The organism is Lutispora thermophila DSM 19022, from assembly GCF_900142105.1.
GTDB classification, from domain to species: Bacteria; Bacillota; Clostridia; order Lutisporales; family Lutisporaceae; genus Lutispora; species Lutispora thermophila.
Genome location: NZ_FQZS01000003.1, coordinates 235,435 through 258,339, shown reverse-complemented (window position 1 = coordinate 258,339; position 22,905 = coordinate 235,435). Strand labels below are relative to the sequence as shown.

The window sequence follows — 22,905 nt, the reverse complement described above, 5'->3', positions numbered from 1 at the left end:
AACTCCAATCTAAGCTTCTACTGCATTCTTATCTGTAGATCTGGCTATGCCTTGAAGCTCATCTTTTGACAAAAGGGAAACTTTATAAATATGATCTGCTATTCTCTCAAAATGGTTTATTATATCTAAGTAGATTACCCCTGCCTCCACATTGCATTTTCCTGCTTCCAACCTAATTATATGATTGTTTGCCAATTCCTTGCACAATTCATCCACTTTATCTTCAAGTTCTGCAGTGGATTTTGCCAGTTCTTCATTTTTTTCCTTTAATAAGTTTATGATATTGTCATACATCCATATGATCAATTCTTTTAGCTGCTTGAGTTCATCAATGGCCTCATCTGAAAAGACCAGATTTCTGTTTATCTTACTTTCTACCAATTTTGCTATATCTGATATGTGATCTCCCATTCTCTCAATATTGTTGATACTGGTAATCATAGCATGCACTATTATTGAATTTGCATCGGAAAGAGGTCTTTTTGACAATTCCACCATATAGACAGTTATATCCTTCTGTAACTGATTTACAACTTCTTCATCCTTGTTAACCAGCTCTATCTTATCCTTATCATTTTCGAACAGAGCCTCCATAACATTGTTCAGCATTACTCTTGTTAGCTCAGCACCTCTTGTAATCTCCGATATTGTAGCTTTAAAAGCTGCTGCAGGTGTATCCATCAAAAGTTTATCTAAATAGATTGATTGAGGTTCATGATCCAATTCCTTGCCTCTAATAACGGTTTCAAGAAACTTAACATAATATTTTGTAAGAGGTAGAAAGATTGACGCGCTGAAAACATTGAAAAATGTATGAGAATTAGCAATCTGAGATCCTATATCTCCGTTAGGTTGAAAGTATAAAGTTATAACTTCAATTGCGCGAACAAAATAAGGTAATATCAAAGATACTAATATGACGCCGAAAACATTATAAAGTGTATGTGCCCAGGCCGTCCTTCTGGCATGAATATTACCAGAAAAGCTTGCCAATTGTGCTGATATGCATGTTCCAATATTATCTCCAAGCATTATGGTCACTGCTGATGTAAGGTCTAGCAGGCTTGCTTGACCCAAAATCATTACCAAACCTACTGTGGCTGCACTGCTGTGCACTAAAGCAGTTGCCACTGCCCCAAGCAGAATACCTACAATTGGAATAGAAGCGTATGTTTCGAAAAAGTATCTGAGAGTTGGATTGTGCTGCATGAAAGGTATTCCTTGATTCAAAATCTTAAGCCCTAAAAACATCATTCCAAAGCCCATAAGAGCATCGCCAAAGTTCTTAAGTGTCTTGTTTTTTGAGAAATATCCTATTGCGAATCCTATGCCTAAAACAGGCAGCGCTATCTCCGTCAATTTGAAATTAAAGCTGAAAGCCATCAACTGAGCAGTTATAGTGGTTCCAATATTTGCGCCGTAAATGATACCCACTGCCTGGGGCAGCTTCATAAGACCTGCATTTACAAATCCTACTGTAAGAACTGTCACCGCTGTGCTGCTTTGTACCAGTGCAGTTATAATTGTTCCCACCAAAAAAGCGCTCCAAACTTTACCGGTCAATATAGAGAGCATTTTCTTCATCATTTCACCTGAAGCTTTTTCTAGCCCTTCTCCCATCTTGTCAACACCATACATGAGAAGAGCAGTTCCGCCTATTAGGCCAAAAATTAAATCTCTCATATTCGCCCCCATACCATAAATTTTTTCTGTCCACCATGATTCTATCATATCAAATTATTAAAAAAAACACATCTTTACTATAATTCAAATATTTTTTCATCTTGGTCTAATTTTTGACAACAAAAGTAAAAGTACTCTGTATCATCTATTATAAATTCCCCAAATCCATGCTTTTGGCAAAGATTTATAAGTGTTTCATCTGTTGGTATAGGCTCTTCCTTATCTGAAACGTATCCAATTTTTCGCCTGTGCTCTTTTAGTCCAGCTCTTGTCCTTGCATGGCAAATTACGAATTTTCCTCCTGCTTTTAGATTATTATATGAGTTTTCAAATATAGCATCATAATCATTAAAATGATGTATACTATTGAATATAATTACAAAATCAAAATCACATTCAAACATCAATTTTTTCTCATAATCAAGACATCTTACATCTGTTCCTGGGTAAATATTCAGAAATTCTTCCACCATTTTATCTGCAATATCCACTGCCACATAATTTGATAAACCTTTATCTTTAAGAATAGAATATAGTATTCCTGTACCTGCCGCCACATCCAATACATTATGGCCTTCTCCGATATTAAGCCTTTCAATTATATCAGCTGCAATTTCATAGTTTTTTTCCGGTATATTCTTTGTCCAATCTTTAGCTAATATATTAAAGTTCTCTTCCATCATTGATCCCTCCTACTTAGCTAAAGAAATTCTTCATTACTTAATCATCATAGCGATAAATATGTTTGTGATACATATTTTGGGAAAAGTAAGGGCCAAAAGCCTTCGATATAGTATTGCTCTATCAGATAAGTCATTAATATCCGCACTGTATAAAGCCGCGAACTTGCTTTCAGATATGATTTTTTTCATCTTCTCTGTAAAACTATAGTTATTAACGTTCCATATATCTTCTTCCATTATTTTTGAAAAATCCGCTAAGGCTATATCAGCTTTTTTCGAATTGTATTGTTCTATGATAATATCTATCAGCTCATTTAGAGAGTACTCCCTGCACCTGTCTATTCCCATGACTTCTGCTGACACTTCAGCTGCCGCAGAGATTATTCCGTCAGTGTCTTTTAATTTCCTTTCAGAAGAGTAACTTTTTAGAACCTTTATAAGTTTATATATTATAAGTCTGTTTTGAGGACTGAGCCTTTTATCCCAATCCATTCCAAGAAAGGCATATATCAGTTTTATATGGCTTTCATCCAGTTTTATATGGTTCCTTGTATCATTAAAAAAATAATACTTGCCTTTATATTTTCCAAAAACCTTCATGGCATCATAATAGCCTATTTCCATGTTTCTTTTTGCTCTTTCCACATCAAAAGCCAATGTTGGACCCAGGTTTTCAGAGTTTTTTATTTGTATAATATTCAAGTCATTGGTCTTAACTTTTCTCACCCGTCCTATGCCAGAAACATCTACTGATATTACATTGTATATCTTTTTTTGAAGCATAAGCGATACAGGCAAATTGTCATATACGGCTCCATCAATGAATTTCTTCCCGCCTATCTCCATAGGCTTGAAAGCAGGAAAGGATGCGCTGGCTAAAAGATAATCCACAATTTTTCCTTCCGGTATATCTTCTTTAAAGATGACTACTGGTTTTCTGTCTGTCAATGAAAAAGTCACTACTCCAAAATCCATAGGAGATTTTCTGATTCTTTCCTCATTTACAGCCATATTTAGAAGCTTTTTCAAAGGAGTCACATCCAATCCACCGGAAGTGATGGCAGCTTTTATAAGGCTTATGGTGTCTTCTGTCTTCTGCCGAGTATCCAAATCCGATAGTCTTTCATTCACACTTATTATGGCTTTAATTGAGATACTGGTCCATAATTCAAAAGCCTTGTCATAATCATCCTGAACAATCATGGCCCCGTTTAACGCCCCTATAGAAGTTCCTGCAACGGCTACTAGAGGTATTTCCAGCTCCCTAAGAGCTTTCCATACCCCTATCTCATAAGAACCCTTGGCTCCTCCGCCGCCCAGAACAAGACCATAGCCTGTCATTCATTTACCACCTATAATATGAATATCATTCACTAATCAGATACCGATGATGAAACTTCTAATTTATCCTTTTTAAAGTTGTCATATTGTGACAATAACATACCAGCCAGCATTAATGCACAACCTAAATATCCTCTCAATGACATCACTTCACCAAGCAATAGCAATCCGCCTATGCTGGCAAATACAGATTCCATGCTCATAGCTATTGCTGCATGAGAAGGCTTAGCATGCTTTTGAGCAACAACCTGCAATGTATATCCAACACCGACAGACATGATACCTCCATAAAGCAAAGGAACTATGACCTGAGGTATAACACCCAAACTGATGTCTTCAAATATAAATGCAGTAATAAGACTTAGGATGGAACATGTAACATACTGTACAAAGGATAATTTTAATGCTTCCACTTTCTTCGTAAAATGGTCAACAACAAGAATATGAACAGCCCAGAACACTGCACCTATTATTTCAAGCAAGTCGCCAAATTCAATATAAAAGCCTTCGTTTACACTCAAAAAATATAATCCAACAGCTGCAACTAGAACTCCCAGCCAAGTAGCAACATTGGTCTTCTGTTTGAGAAATAATCCTAAAATTGGAACGAAAACAATATAAAGACCTGTGATGAAACCTGCTTTACCTGCTGTTGTATATATCAAACCTACTTGTTGTAGAGATGCTCCAAAAAACAAAACGCTTCCGGCTATAAGTCCTGCAAAAATAACACTGGTATTGTTAGAAACTTCCTTTTTATCACCGTCTGATTCTTTTGATTTACGACTGCTAATATACAATAATGGCAACAAGGATATACTTCCCAATATAAACCTAAGACCATTAAATGTAAATGCTCCCACGTGCTGCATGCCAACTCTTTGGGCAACAAAGGCAAAGCCCCATATAGCCGCTGTCAGCAACAAAAGTACGCTGGACTTAACCTCTTCTTTTTTCATATTAACCCACCTTTTCATAGACAGTTTAGCTCTCTATCCAATTATATCACATCTAATGGAGCTTTTAAGCAATTGATAATTTCCAATTAACAGAGCTCTCTTCTACAAAATTTCAACTTCAATATTTTGCACTACAGCTTCAGTGTTCTGCTCAATGTATTCAACTACACTTTGAATGCATTGATTGGAATGCTTTGTACTATTGCTAACACAAGCAATTCCAATGACTATAGACTGATGCACATCCAAATCTTCTACTTCAGCAATTGATACATTAAACTTATGCTTTACTTTATCGATAAGGCTTTTTACTACCATTCTTTTTTCTTTAAGGGAATGTACCCAGTTTGCATGCAGATATATTTTTGCTGTCCCAACTATCATTATTTTGCACCTCCATAAAAAGAAACTTCCTTAAGCGAAAAATTCGCCTCGGTGAAGGTCAGTTGAGTAAGGTATTCCCAATCATTTGCCAAATTTTATTGATTTGTAGCAACAAGAACACAACCTAAGAGCATTTCCATGTCTTTATCTTTTGCTAAGCGTAGAATTTCATTATCATGAGTGCCTGGCTGGAACCAGACATATTTAATCCCCAATGCAGCTGCCTCTTCAATATAAGTCTTTCCTTTTTCAGGTGCCACAACCATATTTATTACTTCCGGCACCTTGGGAAGAGAAGAAAGGTTTTTATAACATATGTCACCGTCAATGGCCTCGCAAACCGGATTTACCGGATATACTTCATATCCTTTTTCCTTTAGCCTCTTGTATATCTTGTATCCGAATTTTTCAGTATTTTGGGTAGCACCTATCACTGCCCAAATTTTCTTTTCCAGCATTGTTTCTTTATTCATGACCATTCCTCCTCATTATATTATTGAACTTAATTAATTCTTCCTTTTTCTTGCGAGATAATCTTTTTATTGCAACTTCTCTACGCATGGCTTCCTTATCCGAATCGAAATATTCATAGTATATAAGATTTACCGGAAGCCTTGTCCTTGTATACTTTGATGCTACGCCTCTATTATGGGCTTTAAGCCTTTTCTCCAAATCTTTTGTCCAGCCTGTATAGTATGTGTCGTCAGAGCATTTTAATATGTATGTATAAGCCAATTTATCACTCTCCGATTTCAATGCTACAATTATATCATACTATAAATCAAAAAAATACCACATGTGATGATTAGTCACTGTGGTATTCCTTTTCCGTCCTGCTTCAGACGTATATCCTAGCAAATTTTTATATCTTTTAGTGTTCTTAAAAAATAACCCTCATTGTTAATCGTGGATAAATCCATGTGAATCCGTATTCTTCAATTAGCCTGAGCTCTTTGGCTGCTACTATCCGTCTTCTTCAGATTTTTAGCTATAACAGGCCAGATATCTTCAGTCTCAAAACCTCTCCTCCAAGCTGCGGCTCCTGCCAAATTATACTTGTTAACCAAAGAGGATTTTAGTTTAATGGATTCCGCATCTTCTATCCAAACTTTATAAATTTTTCCACCCTCTGTATACTGAGCATAGCGCTGACCGCTTTCTTCATCCCATATTATCTCCGGTTTTTTCTCATCAAGTATTTTCTGTATCGCTGACATAGATAAAGCTTTTGATGTAACTTTCACCTTTCCATCCACTTTTTCTTCTTCCCATAGTCTTGTGTAGAAAGGCATTCCAAGTATAACCTTTTCTGCTGGAACTTGTTCCAGTATCTTTTTAAGATTGCTTTCAACCCATTTATACTGAGCAACAGAACCTGCCTTAGGGCTTGAAGCCCAATGCTGATCATAGGCCATTACAGCCATATAATCTACTGCTTCTGCCAATGCCTTTCTGTCATAGCATTTGGACCAAGTGCTGCTTCCTGATATGAAGGTAACATCCATAGAAAGCGTAAGGCCTTGCTCTCTGCAAAGGGGATATAGCTCTCTCATGAACTGCGTAAGCATGTTCTTGTCTTTTTCGTATATATTTTCAAAATCAATGTTTATTCCATCCAACTTATAAAGCTTTGCATATACAAGGAGCTGACTGATTATCTTTTCTCTTGTATCCGTATTATTCAAAAACTCATGGGTTATGTCGGGATTAAAATCGTTGGTAGCCAACCCCCACACCTTATAACCGTTTTTATGCGCCCATTTCACATACTCCATATCCGCATTATTTGATACATTTCCTTTTCCATCTATTACGGCAAACCAAGTAGGAGACACAATATCTAATCCTTCCATGGCTTTAAGCTTGCTCACATCAGGATTCTTTTTGATAACATGCTCCCACACCATGTTTATTTTGCCTTTCTCTGGCTTAAAGGGTTCTATTACTGCTTCCTGAGGCAATGGCTCAGTAACGGTTTCCTCATTTATGCTTAAATATTGTTTTTCTATATATCCGAATATACCATTCTTCGTCCTGACCTTATACCAATCCCCCACTTGCTGGAAGACCCTTACCTTATCTCCTTCTTGCAAAGGCTTTGTAACATATGGAGAGAACAATGTGCTATCCTTTTTAAGTCCTCTTTCCTTCAAAAGTCCACCTGTGACTACAGTATCCTTGGTAAAATCTATTATAGCAATTGTATCATCAACAAGCTCTACATGAATATTCAATATATCCTTCAGAAATTCTATAGGTATATATGGTATTCCATCCACAACCCTGGCAGGCACATTTAAATCAATGGGTTTTTGATTTACCATGGCTGTAAGCTTGTCCGTTTTCATTGTAATAAGCTTGTCCTTAGTGGTAAAAACCACCTTCTCCAATTTTTCATCCCAATATGCGTTGGGGTCAATATGTTTCTTTATTGCATTGAAAGAGAGAAGTATATATCCGTTCTCTATCAATGGTTCTTCTACATCTGTTATTATTTCAGAGCCTATTATCAAATAATTCTTATCCTCTGCGTATGGAACCTGAGTCCATATAGACGTTATATAAAATACTGTTCCGGCAACTAATACTGCCATACACAGAAGCACTGCCATAAACTTTCTCAACCTTACTTCCCCCCTTTATACATTATTGGTTGCGGTGCCTAGGGTATTCCTTTTCCGTCCTGTTACGAGCTACGTGCTGCGTGAACTTAGGTATTCCTTTTGGGGCTTTATTAAAAAACACTAAAAGACACAAAAGGTCCACTAAAATACACTAAAGGCTAATATAAATAATAAATACCTTAGTGTGAAGTAGATAAGATCAAATACCAAAGAGAAATACTCTAGACAACACAATCCATCAGTAATATCACTTAGATTTGATTTATTGCAATTATAATCATTGTACGCATATTATTTATAATCTTTGGTGTCCTTTAGTGAAATTTTAGTGTCTTTTAGTGGTTTATTAATAAGCTCTTTTTTGGACTTCGTATAATATACGTTCTTCATCCATAGTCAATATTTGACCTTTTTCCATTACAATATTCCCATCAATTATGACGAATTCGACATCAGAAAAGTTTCCCGAATATACTATGGCAGATTTTTCATTATACTTTGGATAATACCAAGGTTTATCTGTGTTTATCACTATTAGGTCTGCAGCCACACCCTTCTTTATCTCTCCAACGTTATCAAATCCCAATGCTCTGGCACCGTTTACAGTTGCCATTCTAAGAACCTGATCTACAGGAAGTGCTGTAGGATCCTTAGTGATAACTTTTTGAAGATAGGTTGCTGCCCTCATCTCCTCCAGCATATCCAAATTATTATTGCTAGATGCACCGTCCGTTCCCAAAGCTATGTTTATTCCCAAATCTGCCATGGCTTTTATGGGAGCTATCCCGCTGGCAAGCTTCATGTTGCTTCCTGGATTGTGCACCACATTGACCTTTTTTTCTTTCAATAATTCCATATCTTCCTCATCAACCACAACACAGTGAGCAGCTATGGTTCTCTCACTCAACAACCCTGCTTTATCCGCAAGTTTAACAGGTGACACACCGTACTTTTCTATGCAGTTTTTTACCTCATCTGTTGTTTCAGAAAGATGTATATGTATATCAGCCTTGATTTCCCGAGCAAGGCGAGCCACCTTTTCAAGATAAGGAAAAGAGCAGGTATAAACAGAATGAGCTGCCAGATTCACCCTAATCCTTCCATTGCAACTGTTATGAAAATTCTTATATAGCGCAAGGGCTTCAGATACTCTGTGATCAGGACCTTCAACAGATTCCCCCTGCAATCCTCTTCCCAAAGCCGCTCTCATACCGCACTGAGCTACTGCTTCTGCAGTCTTGTCCATAAACATATACATGTCACAAAAGGCAGTTGTGCCTCCTTTTATCATTTCAAGCATGGCCAAAGAAGAAGCCCAATAAGCATCTTCCTCTGTTAGCTTATCTTCCAGAGGAAATATTTTATTGAACAACCAATCCATAAGCTTCAAATCGTCTGCATAATTCCTGAACATGGTCATTGCAGCATGATTATGAGCATTGACAAATCCGGGCATTATAGCTTTGCCCTTTATATTAATGACTCTTTCATAGTTTTCTGCTAAAACGCCCTGTACTGGACCTGCATAATCTATGATTCCATCCTTTATGCCTACTGCCCCATCCTTTATTACAGTTCCATTTTCATCGCATGTTATTACTGAGGCATTTATCAATAACAAACTCATTTATTCTCCCCATCCTTTTAAGTACTCATCTTGCTCTTGAGTCAATTCATCAATCTTTATGCCCATACCTTCAAGCTTCATAAATGCGACTTTCCTGTCTATTTCATCAGGCACATCATATACCTTCTTATCCAGACTATTATAATTATCATTTATATATTTAGCACTCAAAGCCTGTAATGCAAAACTCATGTCCATTATTTCTGCCGGATGTCCATCTCCTGCTGCTAAATTCACCAGTCTTCCTTCTGCCAAAAGGTTTATAACTCTGCCGTCTTTCATTACATATCCCATTATATTGTTTCTCATTATTTTCCTTTCAACAGCCAATCTATCCAAATCAGGCTTCCATATTTCCACATCAAAATGGCCTGCGTTGGCAAGTATGGCTCCGTCCTTCATCTTCTCATAGTGTTCTTTTGTCAACACTTTAGTACATCCTGTCACAGTTACAAAGAAGTCTCCTATGGAAGCAGCTTCAATGAGAGGCATTACCCTGTAACCATCCATGTATGCCTCTATAGCCTTTATAGGATCCACTTCACAGACCACCACATTGGCCCCTAAACCCTTTGCTTTATTTGCTACTCCTTTTCCACACCAGCCATAACCTATGACCACCACAGTTTTGCCTGCTACAATAAGATTGGTGGTTCTCATTATTCCGTCCCATACAGATTGACCGGTACCGTATCTATTGTCAAAAAGGTATTTGCAATAAGCATCGTTTACTGAAATCATAGGAAACAAAAGCTGACCTGCCTTCTCTCTTGCTCTCAGCCTTAACACACCTGTTGTTGTTTCCTCGCATCCTCCCAATATATCGCGTACTAACTCCTGTCTTGTGCTATGTAACAAATGAACCAAATCTCCCCCGTCATCTATGACTATATGGGGTTTTATGTCAAGAGCTGCATTGAGATGCTCATTATATTCTTCAGCAGTGGAATTATACCAGGCATATACATGAAGCCCGTCCTCTGCCAAAGCTGCAGCCACATCATCCTGAGTGGACAGCGGATTGCTTCCTGTTATGGAAACCTCTGCTCCTCCTGCTTTTAAAACTTTTGCAAGATATGCAGTCTTGGCCTCTAAATGTATTGACATCACAATTCTTTTACCTGAAAAAGGCTTATCCTCAATAAACTCTTCTTCTATCTTAGAAAGCACAGGCATATTTCTTTTTACCCATTCAATCTTCCTATGACCTGATGAAGCAAGTTTAATATCCCTAATTATGTTTTCCTTCATTTAAGCAACCTCCTGCATAAAATTTGATTATGTACAAAATGATACTTATATTATACTTCACATTTCTCAATAATACATTCTTTTTGTGCAAAATAGGAAATTAGCCACCCAAGGAAGTTTGACAGTAAACATCTTATGGCATAATATTAGAGTGTATATCAATAAAAGTAGGTGATACAATGCTATATCAACTGTTCGTCACATTTTTTAAGATCGGCTGCTTCACCATAGGTGGCGGCTATGCCATGGTTCCTGTAATACAGAGAGAAATAGTAGAGAATAAAAAATGGATAAGTGAAGATGAATTTCTTGATGCTATTGCCCTTACCAATAGCCTACCCGGACCACTTGCAACCAACACTGCCACTTATGTAGGATACCGTATGGCAGGAATACCTGGAGCCATAACAGGAGTTGTGGCAACAGCTTTACCATCTTTCCTTATAATACTTGCCATAGCAGTCTTCTTTACCACCATAAAGGATAGTGCAGTGGTTCAGAACATTTTTAGAGGTATAAGGCCTGCAGTTGTATCTTTAATAATATTTGCAGTAATCAAGCTGGCAAAGTCCATAGGTTTAAAATCTAAGAACCTTCTCATATCACTGGCTACCCTTCTGGGCATGACATTTTTAAATATTCATCCCATCGCAGCCGTAATAGTATCTGGCATATTAGGCTTCTTCTTTTTCAGAGAGGAGGTTGCTAAATAATGAATAATATATTGTGGAAAATATTCTTCTCTTTCTTGAAAATCGGAGCTTTCAGCTTCGGAGGAGGATATGCGGTAGTATCCATGATTCAGAAAGATATAATTCTGGATAAAGGCTGGATAAGCCCGGAAGAGTTCATTGATATAGTGGCAATAGCAGAAATGACTCCCGGACCTATTGCAGTTAATTCTTCTACATATTTAGGCTACAAGCTTGGAGGAATTTGGGGTTCAGTCCTGGGTACAATAGGAGTAGTTTTGGTTCCTACAATATTGGCACTTATTGTCTCCATATATTTCAATAAGTTTAAGCATCTTGACTGGGTCAAATGGGTATTAAAAGGAATAAGACCTGCAGTCCTTGGCATCATAGCCGCTGCATGTTTTACAATAGGAAAAGTATCCTTTGTGGATATTAAAAGTATAATCATCGGTGTACTGATTTTTCTAGGAGTATATAAGCTGAAGATAAGCCCCATACTGGCAATAGTTATATCCGGCGGACTTGGATTGATATTGTACGGATTTCCTATTTGATGTTCACGTGCCGAGCCTAAGGATTCCTCTTCTGTCTTCTCTCGAGTTTCTGGTTGCGAGTTAGTTAGCATTTCTCTGAGGTTTTTATTTACTGCTTCGATACTACATCGAATCAGAATAAGCATATGTGCAGTTCACAAAGGTATTGATTTTATTAAACTCTAAAGCTCATACCCTAAGAAAAATCTAACGCCTCCCAAAGGGCCTCCATGCCCTGGAAGGCTTGGGCAGCATCCGTGCTGCCCATACGATTTTTCTAAGGATATTTTGCAAAGAGTTTGTGCAAAATCAATAAATATGTTCACTTGCACATATGCTTATTCTTTAGTTACTATAGCGGTTAATATAACATTGATTGCGAGGCCTAGGGTATTCCTTTTGGTCCTCCTGCGGGCTGCAGAACACAAGGGTTTGGACATTCCCCTTAAGACTGGTCACTAGCCGCTAGTCTCTAGTGTTATGGCATTTTTTAGGGATTTGATTCTTTCTGCTTCATGCAACTATTTGTAAACTTATATTACCCTTTAGTGTATTTTAGTGAATCCTTAGTGTCTTTTCGTGTTCTCAAAAAATAACCCTCGGTATTAATCCGCGGTTACCGCCGTGTAAATCCGTGTTCATCAAAATGACCCAGAAGGAATACCCGAGTCCTCGTAGCCCGTAGCACGCAGCAGGACCCTATAGGAATCCCCTAGGTCGCGCAACCAAATCTATGTTTAAAAAACCTCTTCACAGTCAATAATACTAGCTGTGAAGAGGTGATTTTTTTGAGTGTTAGAGTAGGTATACCTAGAGGTATGTATTTTTACAAATTTTATCCCTTTGCCAAGAGATTCTTGATGGAACTGGGTGCAGAGGTGGTACCGTCTCCACCTACAAACAAGGAAATATTGAATTTGGGGTCAAGGTTTTGCATAGATGATGCCTGTCTCCCCGTTAAAGTATATCACGGCCATGCAGAATATCTCAAAGACAAGGTTGATTATATGCTGATACCCAGGCTAACCAGCATTGTTCCAAGAGAATACATATGCCCCAAATTCGGGGGTTTGCCTGAGATGGTGAAGTACTCTATTAACGGATTGCCTAAACTTATTGATGTAGAGATCAACATGTATAAGAGCAGGATAAGCCTAATAAATTCTTTGTATGAACTAGGTACGGTATTCACAAAAAATCCTTACAAAATAAAAAAGGCTGCCGATAAGGCCGCTAGAGAGCAGATAATATATGATAACTGCCTTCTGAAGGGAGAATTGCCTTGCAAATATATTGATGGAACTGATGTATCCAAGAACAATAGCGGTCCTTTGGTGGGAATAGCTACTCATCCATACCTTCTTTATGACAGCTTCATCAACATGAACCTTCTGGACAAACTATCCGATAGAGGTATTAAATTTATATTGCCTGAAATGTTGGAAAAAAAGACTATAGAAGAAAAATGCCGGATTTTTGAAAAGAGAATGTTCTGGAGCAGCAGTAAGGACCTGATAGGAAGTGCCTTATACATGTTTGAAAACAATAATATAGATGGAATATTGATGCTCACGTCCTTTGGTTGCGGCATTGATTCATTATCCATCGAGCTAATCCAACGATTGGGTAGAAAGAAATATAACAAGCCTTTCATGGTTATGACCCTTGATGAACATACAGGTGATGCAAATTTCAATACCAGATTGGAAGCTTTTTTTGATCTTATAGATAGGAGGCAAGCTAATTGAAATTGACTTATCCCCATATGGGCGAAGCATATATTGCAGTAAAAGCTATGTTTGATGATTTAGGTATAGAAAGCATTATACCACCTTATAGTACGGACAACACCCTTAGAATGGGTGCAAAAGAATCCCCGGAAGGAATATGCCTTCCTTTTAAGATAATGCTTGGAAATTATATAAAAAGCATAGAAGCAGGCGCAGACACAATTGTCATAACCGGAAGCTGCGGACCATGCCGTTTCGGTTATTATGGACCTCTGCAAAAGCTCATATTGCAAGATATGGGCTATGATGTGGATATGATAATTCTGGATCCTCCAAAGGAAGGCATAGGAAAGTTCATCAATAACTTGAGAAAATTAGGAGGAAAAATAAGCAGCAAAACTTATAAAGTATTTATGGATGCCTATAAGGTTTGTGAAAAAATCGATGAATTAAATCAGGTACAATATTACGTAAGACCTAGAACAAAGGACAAGGCGAGAGTCAACAGCATAGTCCATGACTTCAAATCCAAGGTGCTTAATGCAAAGGGCACAAAGGAAATTTCAGGACTAATAGATGCTACAAAAAATCGACTCTTAGCTTTAGATATAGATAAAGATGTGAGTCCAATAAAAATCGGCATAATAGGAGAGATTTATACAATAATAGATCCTTTCTCCAACCTTAATGCAGAAGAAAGATTAGGAAATATGGGTGCAGAAGTTCACAGATCAATGACTGTTAAAGATTGGGCGGAGAACAATCTTATTAAGCCGCTGCGAAGAGAAATACCTTATGAACTGGAAAAAAGACTATCTAAACCCTATCTTCCGGTGCTTATAGGAGGTCATACCCAGCAATGTCTAGGGCATGCTGTAAATTATGCTCTTTCCGGCTATGATGGCTTGGTTCAGATTTATCCAATGGGATGCATGCCTGAAATAGTATCCCGTTCTATACTGCCCCAGATAGAAAAAGATTATAACATACCTATTCTGTATCTCATCGTTGATGAACAGACTGGAGAAGCCGGCTATCAGACAAGGCTCGAAGCATTTTATGATTATGTGGAAGCACGGTCACGCAGAAGACAGACTATTATTTCCTGATATCCATAATACCTGTCCACATAAGAACGTCTGCATATAGAACTTTCACCAGAATGTTACATCCATCCTTCGTCGTACCTGCCAATAAAAAGAGGCGTTTCATAGCTTATTTAAAAGCTATAAAACGCCTTCTGGTTTTATATTTCCATTTCCAACAGTGCTGAGCTTAAGGATTTACCATGCTTATCTAAGGCTAAACTTCTAGTTACTCCACCGCCTAAAGCCTTATCCAATACGAAGTTTAATACCCCAATGCTGTCTATTTCATAACGTTTTACTTCGCCATGACATATTTCCTTGAAATATTCTTTCACTTTTTCTGCAGTAACTTTTTCCTTAATCAATTCATAATCCTTCATATCATATACTATCAATGATATATTTGATATGTCTCCTTTGTCACCGGTTCTAGAATGGGCTATTTCTTTTAACTTCATTTTTCTATACCTCCTCATATATCACTCTTACATCAACAGCGTCTCTAGGTATAAATATTGAGCAAATCGATATAACTTCACTTACTGCTTTAGTAGCTCCTCCGCCTCCAGCAGGGCCATTGGTATATAATGCTTCAACTTCATTACCTATTAATACAGCATCTTTTCTTTCCTTAGTTCTACCACTGATTCTAAGCCTTATTTCTGAAAAGCTCTCAGGTTTAATTGGGCTGGATATGCTATCTTTATACAATGAGTTATATCCTATATAATCTACTCTGTATTCTTCTATGTTAGCTCCAATTAATTTCAATCTTTTTTCAACAATATCTGCTGCCAGTTTTGCTCTATTTATCGCATTAGTCCCTCCATAGCTGATTTCACCTTCCCCTATGAAGCAATCCTTGTAGCCGATACTCACCTTAAGGGTTTCAGGCTGATGTTTGCTGCTTGCTCCAGTTACCTTCACCACATCGTCTTCTATATCTTCAAAAGTTACTTTAGAGAAATCTGCTACTATATCAGGAGTAAAATAGGCTGATGGGTCATGAATCTCATATAGCATTTGCTCTTTACATGTGGCTGATGAAACCTTTCCACCGGAACCTTTTACTTTAGTTACAATGAATTCACCAGTTTCATCTATCTCCACTATTGGAAAACCTAGTAGATGTAGATTTTCCACATCTTTATATCCAGGATCTGCATAATATCCTCCCGTTACTTGGCCGGCGCATTCCAATAGGTGTCCGGCTAAAACCGCCTGTCCCATTTTAAATTTATCCTCTAAACTCCATTTAAATTCGTATATGATTGGAGCCATAAACAGAGCAGGGTCTGCAACTCTACCTGTAATTATTATATCTGCACCATTTTCCAATGCCTCTACTATACTTTCAGCACCCAAGTATACATTTGAAGATAGTATTTCCCCATCCAGGTCTTTTAACTTGCATCCAAGCTCCAGAATTTCATTGTCCTTATATTTATCTATGCTGTCATATATATCATCACCTAGTATACCGGCTATCTTTAATCCTGTTATACCTAGCTCTTTTGCTATGTTTTTAGTAACTTCTACAGCAGCTTTTGTATTTGCTGCACCCATATTAGTAATTACCTTAATGTTTTTCTCTTTAGTAAGCTTCAATATCCTTCTCATTCTTTCAGGTAATAGCCCATTGTATCCCTTAGTCGGATCTTTCATTTTTTCCTGTTGAGCTATTGCTATTGTTCTTTCTGCTAAACATTCAAATACAATATAATCAATATTGCCTTTTTCCATTAATTCTACCGCAGGTTCAATCCTGTCACCGGCATAACCTGCACCAGCGCCAATTCTAATACTTTTCATCGTCTCTTCTTCCTTTCAATATTACAGACTTATTGCACCGATAATTAATGAAACTGCTAGCATTATTATCGATATTAAATATGCCCATGGTATAGTTTTCTTTTGGTGATCTCCTAAGTCTACCCCAGCCAAACCAATTAACAGGAATGTTGCACCAGTAAGAGGGCTTACCGGGAAACCTACAGTCATTTGACCTAGAATTGCTGCTCTACCAACATCTACAGCGCTAACTCCAAACTCTGCTGCAGCTGTGGCTATTACAGGTAATACACCAAAATAGAAGGAGTCTGGATCAAATAACAAGCTTAAAGGCATAGCCAATATACCTATTAACAATGGCAACTTTGATCCTAAGGAAGCTGGAATAATATTTACTAAAGATTCAGCCATGGAAGAAATCATTCCAGTTCCACTCATTATTCCTATAAAAGAACCTGCTGCAAACAATAAGCTAGCCATCATTAGAGCTTCTTTAGCGTGTGCATCTACCCTTTCTTTCTGATCTTTTACTTTTGGATAGTTTATTAACAAAGCCGCTGCGGTAGCCATCATGAATACAACAGCAGGCGGGAATGTTCCTTTGATTAGCAGAACTAAAGCTGCTACTATTAGTAAAACATTAACTGGGAAAAGCTTTGGCCTTTTTAGTTCATTGTTTTCTACATCATATTGTACATCTACTTTAATATTTTCTAACTCACTTGCAAGTCTTGCCTTTTCCCTTTTGCCTAAGATAAATGCAATAATTAATACAGTTATTATACCAGCAACCCACGGAATAAGTATTGGCACGAATAAATCTTGAGTTGAATCAACACCCAATGCACTTCCTGCTCTCAATGTAGGACCACCCCATGGTACTACGTTCATTGTACCGGCACCTAAAGCTACTATGGTAGCAAGTACACTGTTACTCATATTAAGTTGCTTATATAATGGCAATAAAGCAGGAACAGTAATTACAAAAGTAACTGCACCTGAACCGTCTAAGTGTACTAACATAGCCAATATGGCTGTACCTATGGCAACTTTTACTGGGTCTTTGCCAACGGTTTTTAAAATTTTTGAGATTATTGGATCAAAAGTTCCTGCATCTGTCAATACTCCAAAGAAAAGAATGGCAAATATGAACATTACTCCTGTTGGAGCAATACTTTTAATACCATCTACCACATAAGTACCTAACTTTGCTCCTTGGCCTATTACTACAGTTGCTATAATTGGTACTATTATCAAAGATGCTAGTGGAGAAAGTTTTTTAGTAAGAATTAATACCAGAATTAATAAAATTGTTAAAAATGCGACTAACGAAAGCATATAGTCATCTCCTTTTTTTATATTTCATGAAAATAAATCGCAAATATGATGCCAAAAGCAAAACCGCTGAAATAGGCTAAATACTTAAGATCAGGGCTAACTTAATTTATAAATTTATAGAAATTTAGAATATATTATTTTCAATCCTGTATGAAAAAACCTGAAATGCAACATATCTACAAAAATCAAACATTTCTAAAATAATAGAACTGTATTTCTAATGCTTTAGAAATACAGTTCCTTGCTTTTTAATAATTTAGCTTATTATATAAGCTAGCTAAAGAAATACCCAAATATTTTGCAGCCTTTTTCTTACCTTCTACAGTATTGCCAAATAAATCTAATGCTCTTTCAATTTCATTTTTTTCGAACTCTTTAACTCTTTCTGCTAAGTTTTTTTCATTTGCAGCGTTGTAACTATAAGAATTAAGAACACTTCTTTGGATAACTTCCGGTAAGTGTTGGACTTGAATAGTTCCATTTTGTGCAAAGGTAGCTGAAAACTCCAATACATTTTTAAGCTCTCTAATATTTCCCGGCCAATTATAATTCATTAAAACATTAAGAGCATCTGAGGATATTTGAATATTTCTTTTCAAATTTATACTTATATTTTTTAGCATTAAATCAGTAAGAGGTAAAATATCTTCTTTTCTTTCTCGTAGAGGACTTATAAATATGGGAAAAGTAGAAATTCTAAAATACAGATCTTTTCTAAACTTGCCCTCATTAGTATATTTTAGTAAATCCACATTGCAAGCGCAAATTATTCGAACATCTACCTTTATTTCATTAGTACCACCAATTTTTCTTATTGTTTGCTCTTGAAGTACCCTTAGCAGTTTTGCTTGAAGAGAATATTCCATTTCTGATATTTCATCCAAAAATAATGTACCATAGTTTGCCATTTCAAATAGGCCAACTTTTCCCTTCTTCTTAGCTCCTGTAAAAGCACCTTCCTCATAGCCAAATAATTCACTTTCCAGCAAATCAGGTGACAATGTTGCACAGTTAACAGCTATAAAAGGGCCGTCTTTTCTTGAACTGCCACTATGTATAGCTTGAGCATATAATTCCTTACCACATCCGGTTTCTGCTTGTAGCAAAACAGGGTTGTCTGTTTTTGCAATTTTCATGGCAAGATCTTTAGTTTTTAAAGATAACTTGCTTTCTGCTATTATGTCATCGAATGTATATTTTGCACTACTAGAATATTGAAGGGCTTTTAACAAAAATCTATTTTTGTCTCTTAACTGGTTTAGTTTTTCACTTAAATAATAAGCATCGTCAATAGCAGTTACTATGGATATTCCTCCTATAATTTCTCCTTCAAATACTATAGGATACATATTAACAAAGTATTCGCTATCCTCTTCTTTTCGTAAAACCCTTAGAATCTCTTTTCCTGTTTTTATTACAGTAGGTAGTTGAGCACCCTTTCTTACAGAACTTAAAGGTTTTCCAATAATGTCATCATGTTTTACCCCAGTGATTTTAGTATATGCATCATTAATATAAACAACTTTTGAATCTTTATCGATTATCAAAACTCCTTCAGACAGAGAATTTAAAATTAATCTTATCCATCCGACTATCTCCAACATTTTGCAAGCTCCTTTAACAAAATCCATATACTTCATTGTATAACAATTAAAATATAATTTCTATAAAATTAGAAATTTCCAGCATCTAGCCAAGCTATGTCGGAAGCATGAAAAAAGGCGAAGTTGGTGTCCTTCGCCCTTCCCATCCTTTATTCAAATATAATACCCCAAATACTTGCTTTCAACTTTTCAATATTCCAAAGGCTATCTGTTTCAATGATTTCTTTCAAATCACCTTTATATATTATATTGCTCTTTAAAGCAAGAAAATTCTGTGGTCTGATAAGATTTCTTGATATGCCTAAATTCACAATACCGCTTTCTTTAAGAACATGATATACAAATTCCGAACACAGAAACCTATTGTGATAGCATGCTTCCTTATTTAAAATGCTATCTATTAACCCTCTATAATTATATTTATAATAACTATCATGAACAATGAAGTGTTCTATCAAAGCTTTTGCTTTCGCATACTGTTCTTCTGATACTTCAATCTCCAATATTATGCCCGGCAACTTCCTACATAATCTATATATACCTTTATTAAGATGTTCTTTTTTGAACTTGCCGATGAATGGATTAAATGTATGCTTCCTCCCAAAGCTATACATTTCCTCAAGATCCTTGTCCAATGAAATGGCAGCATGAGTATACTCATCCTTTTTAATAAATCTTATAATCTTTGATATTATAGTGTTTGGCCTTGTAAGCACAACATATAAATATTTCTTCCCCATCGTCTTCCCCCAAAATGTATTAATATACTCATTATACTAGATAATGATTAATATGCAACAAGAAGATATAAATTAAGGGTCAGGCTTGAATTCCTCCCTTTTTTTGAAAAACAGGGCATATCAAACCTGACCCAAAAGTTTTGTTTATAAACTTTTTTCACTACAAAACTCTAGAATTATCTTCAATTATTGAAACATTAATTTGCAGGTACCAATAATTTCTGTCCAGGGAAAATTAGATGAGGATTATCCAATTTGTTAAATTCAGCAAGCTTTTCCCAAGTCAAGCCAAATTTCTCAGCTATCTTCCACAGTACATCATTTGGTTTTACCACATATGTCTTTGTAGCAGCTTCTTCTTTAGGTTCTACTACTGTAGGTTTTTCTGTAACAACATTTTCTACAGCTTCTTCTGCTGTAGCTTTCTCTATAACATTCATTCTCGGTCTTACCTCTGCAGGTATTGCTTCCAGCCCCTTTATATATTCAATAAGTACTTCATCAAGACCTGGAAGTTGGAACAGCAATTTCCCTTCCTTAAGCATTGTATAGTCGTCTCCGCCTGCTGCCATAAAGTCATTTGTTGCCACTTTGTATGTTTTCTCCAAATCTATAGGTTGTCCGCCTATCTTTACATCTTTTACTCTCTTTCCTGCTTCCTCATTTAGATCAAGTGTAAATGTTACGCCTGCAACCTGTGCAAAGCCGCCTGCCAAATTAGGATAGTTGGCTGTTCCGTGCTCTAAAGCCGCAACTATCTGAGCTCCTGTGTATTCATTTACTACTACATAATTACCAAATGGAAGAACTGTTATAATATCCTCCATTGTTATATCTCCTACATCAATGGATGCTCTTATACCACCACCATTGGTTATGGCCATGTCTGCGCCTGAAATTGCCAGCATAGCATCGGTTATAAGGTTGGATAAATTAGTTTCTCCTCCTCTTACATGTTCTCTTTGTCCATCAAGTACTACATCTGTCTTCCCTACAACAACTGATGTCAGCTCTTTGTTTGCTGCATTTAATTCTTCTATAATAGCTGCAACACTAGCATCAGCTTCCAATGCTGCTGCATCTTCAGTGCTGAAGGATGAAGCTTCAACACTTGTCAATTTTCCATCTACAAATGTCATGTTTACTATTCCTAAGTTATTGTTGTATTCGCCTGTTGATACTATTTTCGTAGCTTTTCCTTCATTGTTTATTGAATCCAATGTTGAATGGCTGTGACCATCTATTATCAAATCTATTCCTTCTACATTATCTCTAACAAGATAAGATGTATCTTTCGATTCCTTATCAATTCCGAGGTGAACCAATGCAATTATAGCATCCGCGCCTTGCTCCTTAAGTTCTGCTACCATTTTCTTAGCATGTTCTACGGGATCAGCAAAGGTCAAGCCTTCCACATTCTTTGGATTAGTCTTGTAAGCTGTTTCAGGAGTTGACAGACCAAATATGCCTATCTTCAGTCCTCCTACTTCCTTTATTACATAGGGATTCAAAAGAGTTGTTCCATCAGCTTTTAACAGGTTTGCTGAAATGATTGGGAATTGAGCCATATTAGCCAATTCTAAAAGTCTATTCTGACCATAGTTGAAGTCATGGTTTCCTGGAGTCATTACATCGTAACCAATGGCATTCATAATCTTTACTATGCTTTCGCCCTTTGATATAACAGCAAAGGGTTGACCATGGAATGTATCTCCTGCATCAACTACTAATGTGTTTGGATTTGCTGCCTTAATTTCTTTTACTTTAGCAGCAACTTTTGCAAATCCAATACCTGCTTCAACTCTTGAATGTGTATCATTGGTATGTACTATTGTTATGGTAACTTTATTGTCATCTGCGTATACTCCGGCAAAAGAACCGAATACTAAGCTAATTACCATTGAAAGTACTACCAGAATACTTAGTTTCTTTCTTAAGTTTGTATTCATTTTACACTCTCCTTCTCATGTGATTTTTAACACCAAATTATCATATTCTACGCTAGGTAATAAAATCCTTCATGTTCCCCTTCAAAGTTTATTTCAAAAACACAAAAAGAAACCTTCCCACACATTAATTCTGAGAAAGGCTTCTTTTTATTGCTAGAAAAGCATACTTTCATTAGTTATTTTCATCTTCATCGTTTTCCAAGTTCTTATAGGGTGAGCACTCCACCAACTCCTTCACATTGCTCATACCTCTTTTCCAAAGGTATCCGATGTATATTATAAATACAGTCAACATATAGTATCTCTGGCTCATAAGTATAAAGTCATATATCCCATGAAGGATCACAGGAACTAATAATGCCAAACCAAGATACTTTTCCCTGTGCTGGACTCTGGCAAATCTGGCTATACCTAAATAATAACCCATGGATACGCCAAACAAGGCATGGGCAGGTACTGCAGTGATAGATCTTAACAGTGCCACGCTAAATCCGGTGGACAACACATAACCTATGTTTTCAACAGTAGCAAAGCCAAGAGATACAAAAACACTATATACTATACCGTCATACATTTCATCGAACTCATGATTTCGCCAGATAAGCATATAGAAAACCAGAAACTTAAAACCTTCTTCCACAAGTCCTGCCACAATAAAAGCAGTATAACTTACGGCTACCAAGCTTCTATCCGCTTCCATATCAAACAGGTTCAATCTCATTTCTACCAACAATACAGGTATTACAGCTATGACACCTAAAAGAAAAGCTTTTATAAGAAGATGTCTTGGTTCTTTTTCATACTTATCCTTCATATAGAAAAAGTACATGAGCGCTGCTGATGGGGCTATAGAAACCAATAATAGTATCATTTTCTACCTCCCAG

Annotated in this window: 21 protein-coding genes; 4 read left to right on the top strand and 17 right to left on the bottom strand. The window is 36.7% G+C overall.

All coding sequences use genetic code 11. The annotated features are described in order from the left end of the window. Positions 1-9: 9 nt before the first annotated feature. The 10 genes from BUB48_RS01280 to BUB48_RS01235 all read right to left on the bottom strand — a co-directional run bounded on the left by BUB48_RS01280 (position 10) and on the right by BUB48_RS01235 (position 10,552). The gene (locus BUB48_RS01280) at positions 10-1,683 is read right to left on the bottom strand and encodes a Na/Pi cotransporter family protein (RefSeq protein WP_073023677.1); all 1,674 of its coding nucleotides are present in this window, start codon (positions 1,681-1,683) and stop codon (positions 10-12) included. Between the two features lie 77 nt (positions 1,684-1,760). Beyond that, positions 1,761-2,366, bottom strand: coding sequence for a class I SAM-dependent methyltransferase (locus BUB48_RS01275; protein ID WP_073023675.1), 606 nt, complete (start codon positions 2,364-2,366; stop codon positions 1,761-1,763). Between the two features lie 33 nt (positions 2,367-2,399). Then, a complete protein-coding gene (locus BUB48_RS01270) occupies positions 2,400-3,707 on the bottom strand; it encodes a patatin-like phospholipase family protein (RefSeq protein ID WP_073023673.1) in 1,308 nt (435 codons plus the stop codon). A 32-nt stretch (positions 3,708-3,739) separates the two neighbouring features. Continuing rightward, positions 3,740-4,666 carry a DMT family transporter gene (locus BUB48_RS01265; RefSeq protein ID WP_073023671.1) on the bottom strand — a complete coding sequence of 309 codons (927 nt, stop codon included), beginning with the start codon at positions 4,664-4,666 and terminating at the stop codon, positions 3,740-3,742. A 102-nt stretch (positions 4,667-4,768) separates the two neighbouring features. Further along, positions 4,769-5,050, bottom strand: coding sequence for a DUF503 domain-containing protein (locus BUB48_RS01260; protein ID WP_073023669.1), 282 nt, complete (start codon positions 5,048-5,050; stop codon positions 4,769-4,771). A gap of 95 nt (positions 5,051-5,145) precedes the next feature. Then, a complete protein-coding gene (locus BUB48_RS01255) occupies positions 5,146-5,523 on the bottom strand; it encodes a CoA-binding protein (RefSeq protein ID WP_073023667.1) in 378 nt (125 codons plus the stop codon). Next, positions 5,516-5,785, bottom strand: coding sequence for a GIY-YIG nuclease family protein (locus BUB48_RS01250; protein ID WP_073023665.1), 270 nt, complete (start codon positions 5,783-5,785; stop codon positions 5,516-5,518). Before BUB48_RS01250 ends, BUB48_RS01255 begins: the two co-directional genes overlap by 8 nt. 200 nt (positions 5,786-5,985) lie before the next feature. Further along, entirely contained in the window at positions 5,986-7,674 is a 1,689-nt protein-coding gene (locus BUB48_RS01245) for a glycosyl hydrolase family 18 protein (protein ID WP_084524292.1), read from the bottom strand. 346 nt (positions 7,675-8,020) lie between these two features. After that, the gene (locus tag BUB48_RS01240; RefSeq protein WP_073023663.1) at positions 8,021-9,301 is read right to left on the bottom strand and encodes an amidohydrolase; all 1,281 of its coding nucleotides are present in this window, start codon (positions 9,299-9,301) and stop codon (positions 8,021-8,023) included. Next, positions 9,302-10,552 (bottom strand): adenosylhomocysteinase, encoded by a 1,251-nt coding sequence (locus tag BUB48_RS01235; protein ID WP_073023661.1) that lies wholly within the window; start codon positions 10,550-10,552, stop codon positions 9,302-9,304. A 179-nt stretch (positions 10,553-10,731) separates the two neighbouring features. On the opposite strand from BUB48_RS01235, the gene BUB48_RS01230 reads away from it, so the two are divergent. The 4 genes from BUB48_RS01230 (at position 10,732) to BUB48_RS01215 (ending at position 14,619) form a co-directional block, all read left to right on the top strand. Beyond that, positions 10,732-11,265 carry a chromate transporter gene (locus BUB48_RS01230; protein WP_073023659.1) on the top strand — a complete coding sequence of 178 codons (534 nt, stop codon included), beginning with the start codon at positions 10,732-10,734 and terminating at the stop codon, positions 11,263-11,265. Continuing rightward, on the top strand, positions 11,265-11,801 hold the full coding sequence (locus tag BUB48_RS01225) for a chromate transporter (protein ID WP_073023657.1): 537 nt from the start codon (positions 11,265-11,267) through the stop codon (positions 11,799-11,801). Before BUB48_RS01230 ends, BUB48_RS01225 begins: the two co-directional genes overlap by 1 nt. A 767-nt stretch (positions 11,802-12,568) precedes the next feature. Then, positions 12,569-13,528 (top strand): acyl-CoA dehydratase activase-related protein, encoded by a 960-nt coding sequence (locus BUB48_RS01220; protein ID WP_073023655.1) that lies wholly within the window; start codon positions 12,569-12,571, stop codon positions 13,526-13,528. Further along, complete coding sequence (locus BUB48_RS01215; RefSeq protein WP_073023653.1) at positions 13,525-14,619, top strand: hypothetical protein; 1,095 nt, start codon at positions 13,525-13,527, stop codon at positions 14,617-14,619. The genes BUB48_RS01220 and BUB48_RS01215 overlap by 4 nt, the downstream gene beginning before the upstream one ends. Before the next feature lie 137 nt (positions 14,620-14,756). Here the strand turns inward: BUB48_RS01215 and BUB48_RS01210 are convergent, their stop codons facing one another. The 7 genes from BUB48_RS01210 to BUB48_RS01180 form a co-directional block, all read right to left on the bottom strand. Continuing rightward, positions 14,757-15,056, bottom strand: a complete 300-nt coding sequence (locus BUB48_RS01210) for an AtuA-related protein (RefSeq protein WP_073023651.1) — start codon at positions 15,054-15,056, stop codon at positions 14,757-14,759. A gap of 4 nt (positions 15,057-15,060) precedes the next feature. Then, a complete protein-coding gene (locus BUB48_RS01205; RefSeq protein ID WP_073023649.1) occupies positions 15,061-16,410 on the bottom strand; it encodes an acyclic terpene utilization AtuA family protein in 1,350 nt (449 codons plus the stop codon). Between the two features lie 21 nt (positions 16,411-16,431). Next, positions 16,432-17,727 carry a CitMHS family transporter gene (locus BUB48_RS01200; protein WP_073023647.1) on the bottom strand — a complete coding sequence of 432 codons (1,296 nt, stop codon included), beginning with the start codon at positions 17,725-17,727 and terminating at the stop codon, positions 16,432-16,434. Between the two features lie 248 nt (positions 17,728-17,975). Next, positions 17,976-19,358, bottom strand: coding sequence for a sigma-54 interaction domain-containing protein (locus BUB48_RS01195; RefSeq protein WP_242944135.1), 1,383 nt, complete (start codon positions 19,356-19,358; stop codon positions 17,976-17,978). A 122-nt stretch (positions 19,359-19,480) separates the two neighbouring features. After that, complete coding sequence (locus tag BUB48_RS01190) at positions 19,481-20,071, bottom strand: hypothetical protein (RefSeq protein ID WP_073023643.1); 591 nt, start codon at positions 20,069-20,071, stop codon at positions 19,481-19,483. A 197-nt stretch (positions 20,072-20,268) separates the two neighbouring features. Beyond that, positions 20,269-22,020, bottom strand: coding sequence for a 5'-nucleotidase C-terminal domain-containing protein (locus tag BUB48_RS01185; RefSeq protein ID WP_073023641.1), 1,752 nt, complete (start codon positions 22,018-22,020; stop codon positions 20,269-20,271). Positions 22,021-22,192: 172 nt separating this feature from the next. Further along, a complete protein-coding gene (locus BUB48_RS01180; protein WP_073023639.1) occupies positions 22,193-22,891 on the bottom strand; it encodes a PrsW family glutamic-type intramembrane protease in 699 nt (232 codons plus the stop codon). Positions 22,892-22,905 lie beyond the last annotated feature (14 nt).

Excerpts from the sequence above, each read along its gene's own strand:
- BUB48_RS01270 (WP_073023673.1), bottom strand. The coding sequence starts at position 3,707 with ATGACAGGCTATGGTCTTGTTCTGGGCGGCGGAGGAGCCAAGGGTTCT.
- BUB48_RS01265 (WP_073023671.1), bottom strand. The coding sequence starts at position 4,666 with ATGAAAAAAGAAGAGGTTAAGTCCAGCGTACTTTTGTTGCTGACAGCG.
- BUB48_RS01200 (WP_073023647.1), bottom strand. The coding sequence starts at position 17,727 with ATGCTTTCGTTAGTCGCATTTTTAACAATTTTATTAATTCTGGTATTA.
- BUB48_RS01225 (WP_073023657.1), top strand. The coding sequence starts at position 11,265 with ATGAATAATATATTGTGGAAAATATTCTTCTCTTTCTTGAAAATCGGA.
- BUB48_RS01185 (WP_073023641.1), bottom strand. The coding sequence starts at position 22,020 with ATGAATACAAACTTAAGAAAGAAACTAAGTATTCTGGTAGTACTTTCA.
- BUB48_RS01190 (WP_073023643.1), bottom strand. The coding sequence starts at position 20,071 with ATGGGGAAGAAATATTTATATGTTGTGCTTACAAGGCCAAACACTATA.
- BUB48_RS01180 (WP_073023639.1), bottom strand. The coding sequence starts at position 22,891 with ATGATACTATTATTGGTTTCTATAGCCCCATCAGCAGCGCTCATGTAC.
- BUB48_RS01275 (WP_073023675.1), bottom strand. The coding sequence starts at position 2,366 with ATGATGGAAGAGAACTTTAATATATTAGCTAAAGATTGGACAAAGAAT.
- BUB48_RS01260 (WP_073023669.1), bottom strand. The coding sequence starts at position 5,050 with ATGATAGTTGGGACAGCAAAAATATATCTGCATGCAAACTGGGTACAT.
- BUB48_RS01235 (WP_073023661.1), bottom strand. The coding sequence starts at position 10,552 with ATGAAGGAAAACATAATTAGGGATATTAAACTTGCTTCATCAGGTCAT.
- BUB48_RS01240 (WP_073023663.1), bottom strand. The coding sequence starts at position 9,301 with ATGAGTTTGTTATTGATAAATGCCTCAGTAATAACATGCGATGAAAAT.
- BUB48_RS01210 (WP_073023651.1), bottom strand. The coding sequence starts at position 15,056 with ATGAAGTTAAAAGAAATAGCCCATTCTAGAACCGGTGACAAAGGAGAC.
- BUB48_RS01280 (WP_073023677.1), bottom strand. The coding sequence starts at position 1,683 with ATGAGAGATTTAATTTTTGGCCTAATAGGCGGAACTGCTCTTCTCATG.
- BUB48_RS01230 (WP_073023659.1), top strand. The coding sequence starts at position 10,732 with ATGCTATATCAACTGTTCGTCACATTTTTTAAGATCGGCTGCTTCACC.
- BUB48_RS01195 (WP_242944135.1), bottom strand. The coding sequence starts at position 19,358 with ATGGATTTTGTTAAAGGAGCTTGCAAAATGTTGGAGATAGTCGGATGG.
- BUB48_RS01255 (WP_073023667.1), bottom strand. The coding sequence starts at position 5,523 with ATGAATAAAGAAACAATGCTGGAAAAGAAAATTTGGGCAGTGATAGGT.
- BUB48_RS01205 (WP_073023649.1), bottom strand. The coding sequence starts at position 16,410 with ATGAAAAGTATTAGAATTGGCGCTGGTGCAGGTTATGCCGGTGACAGG.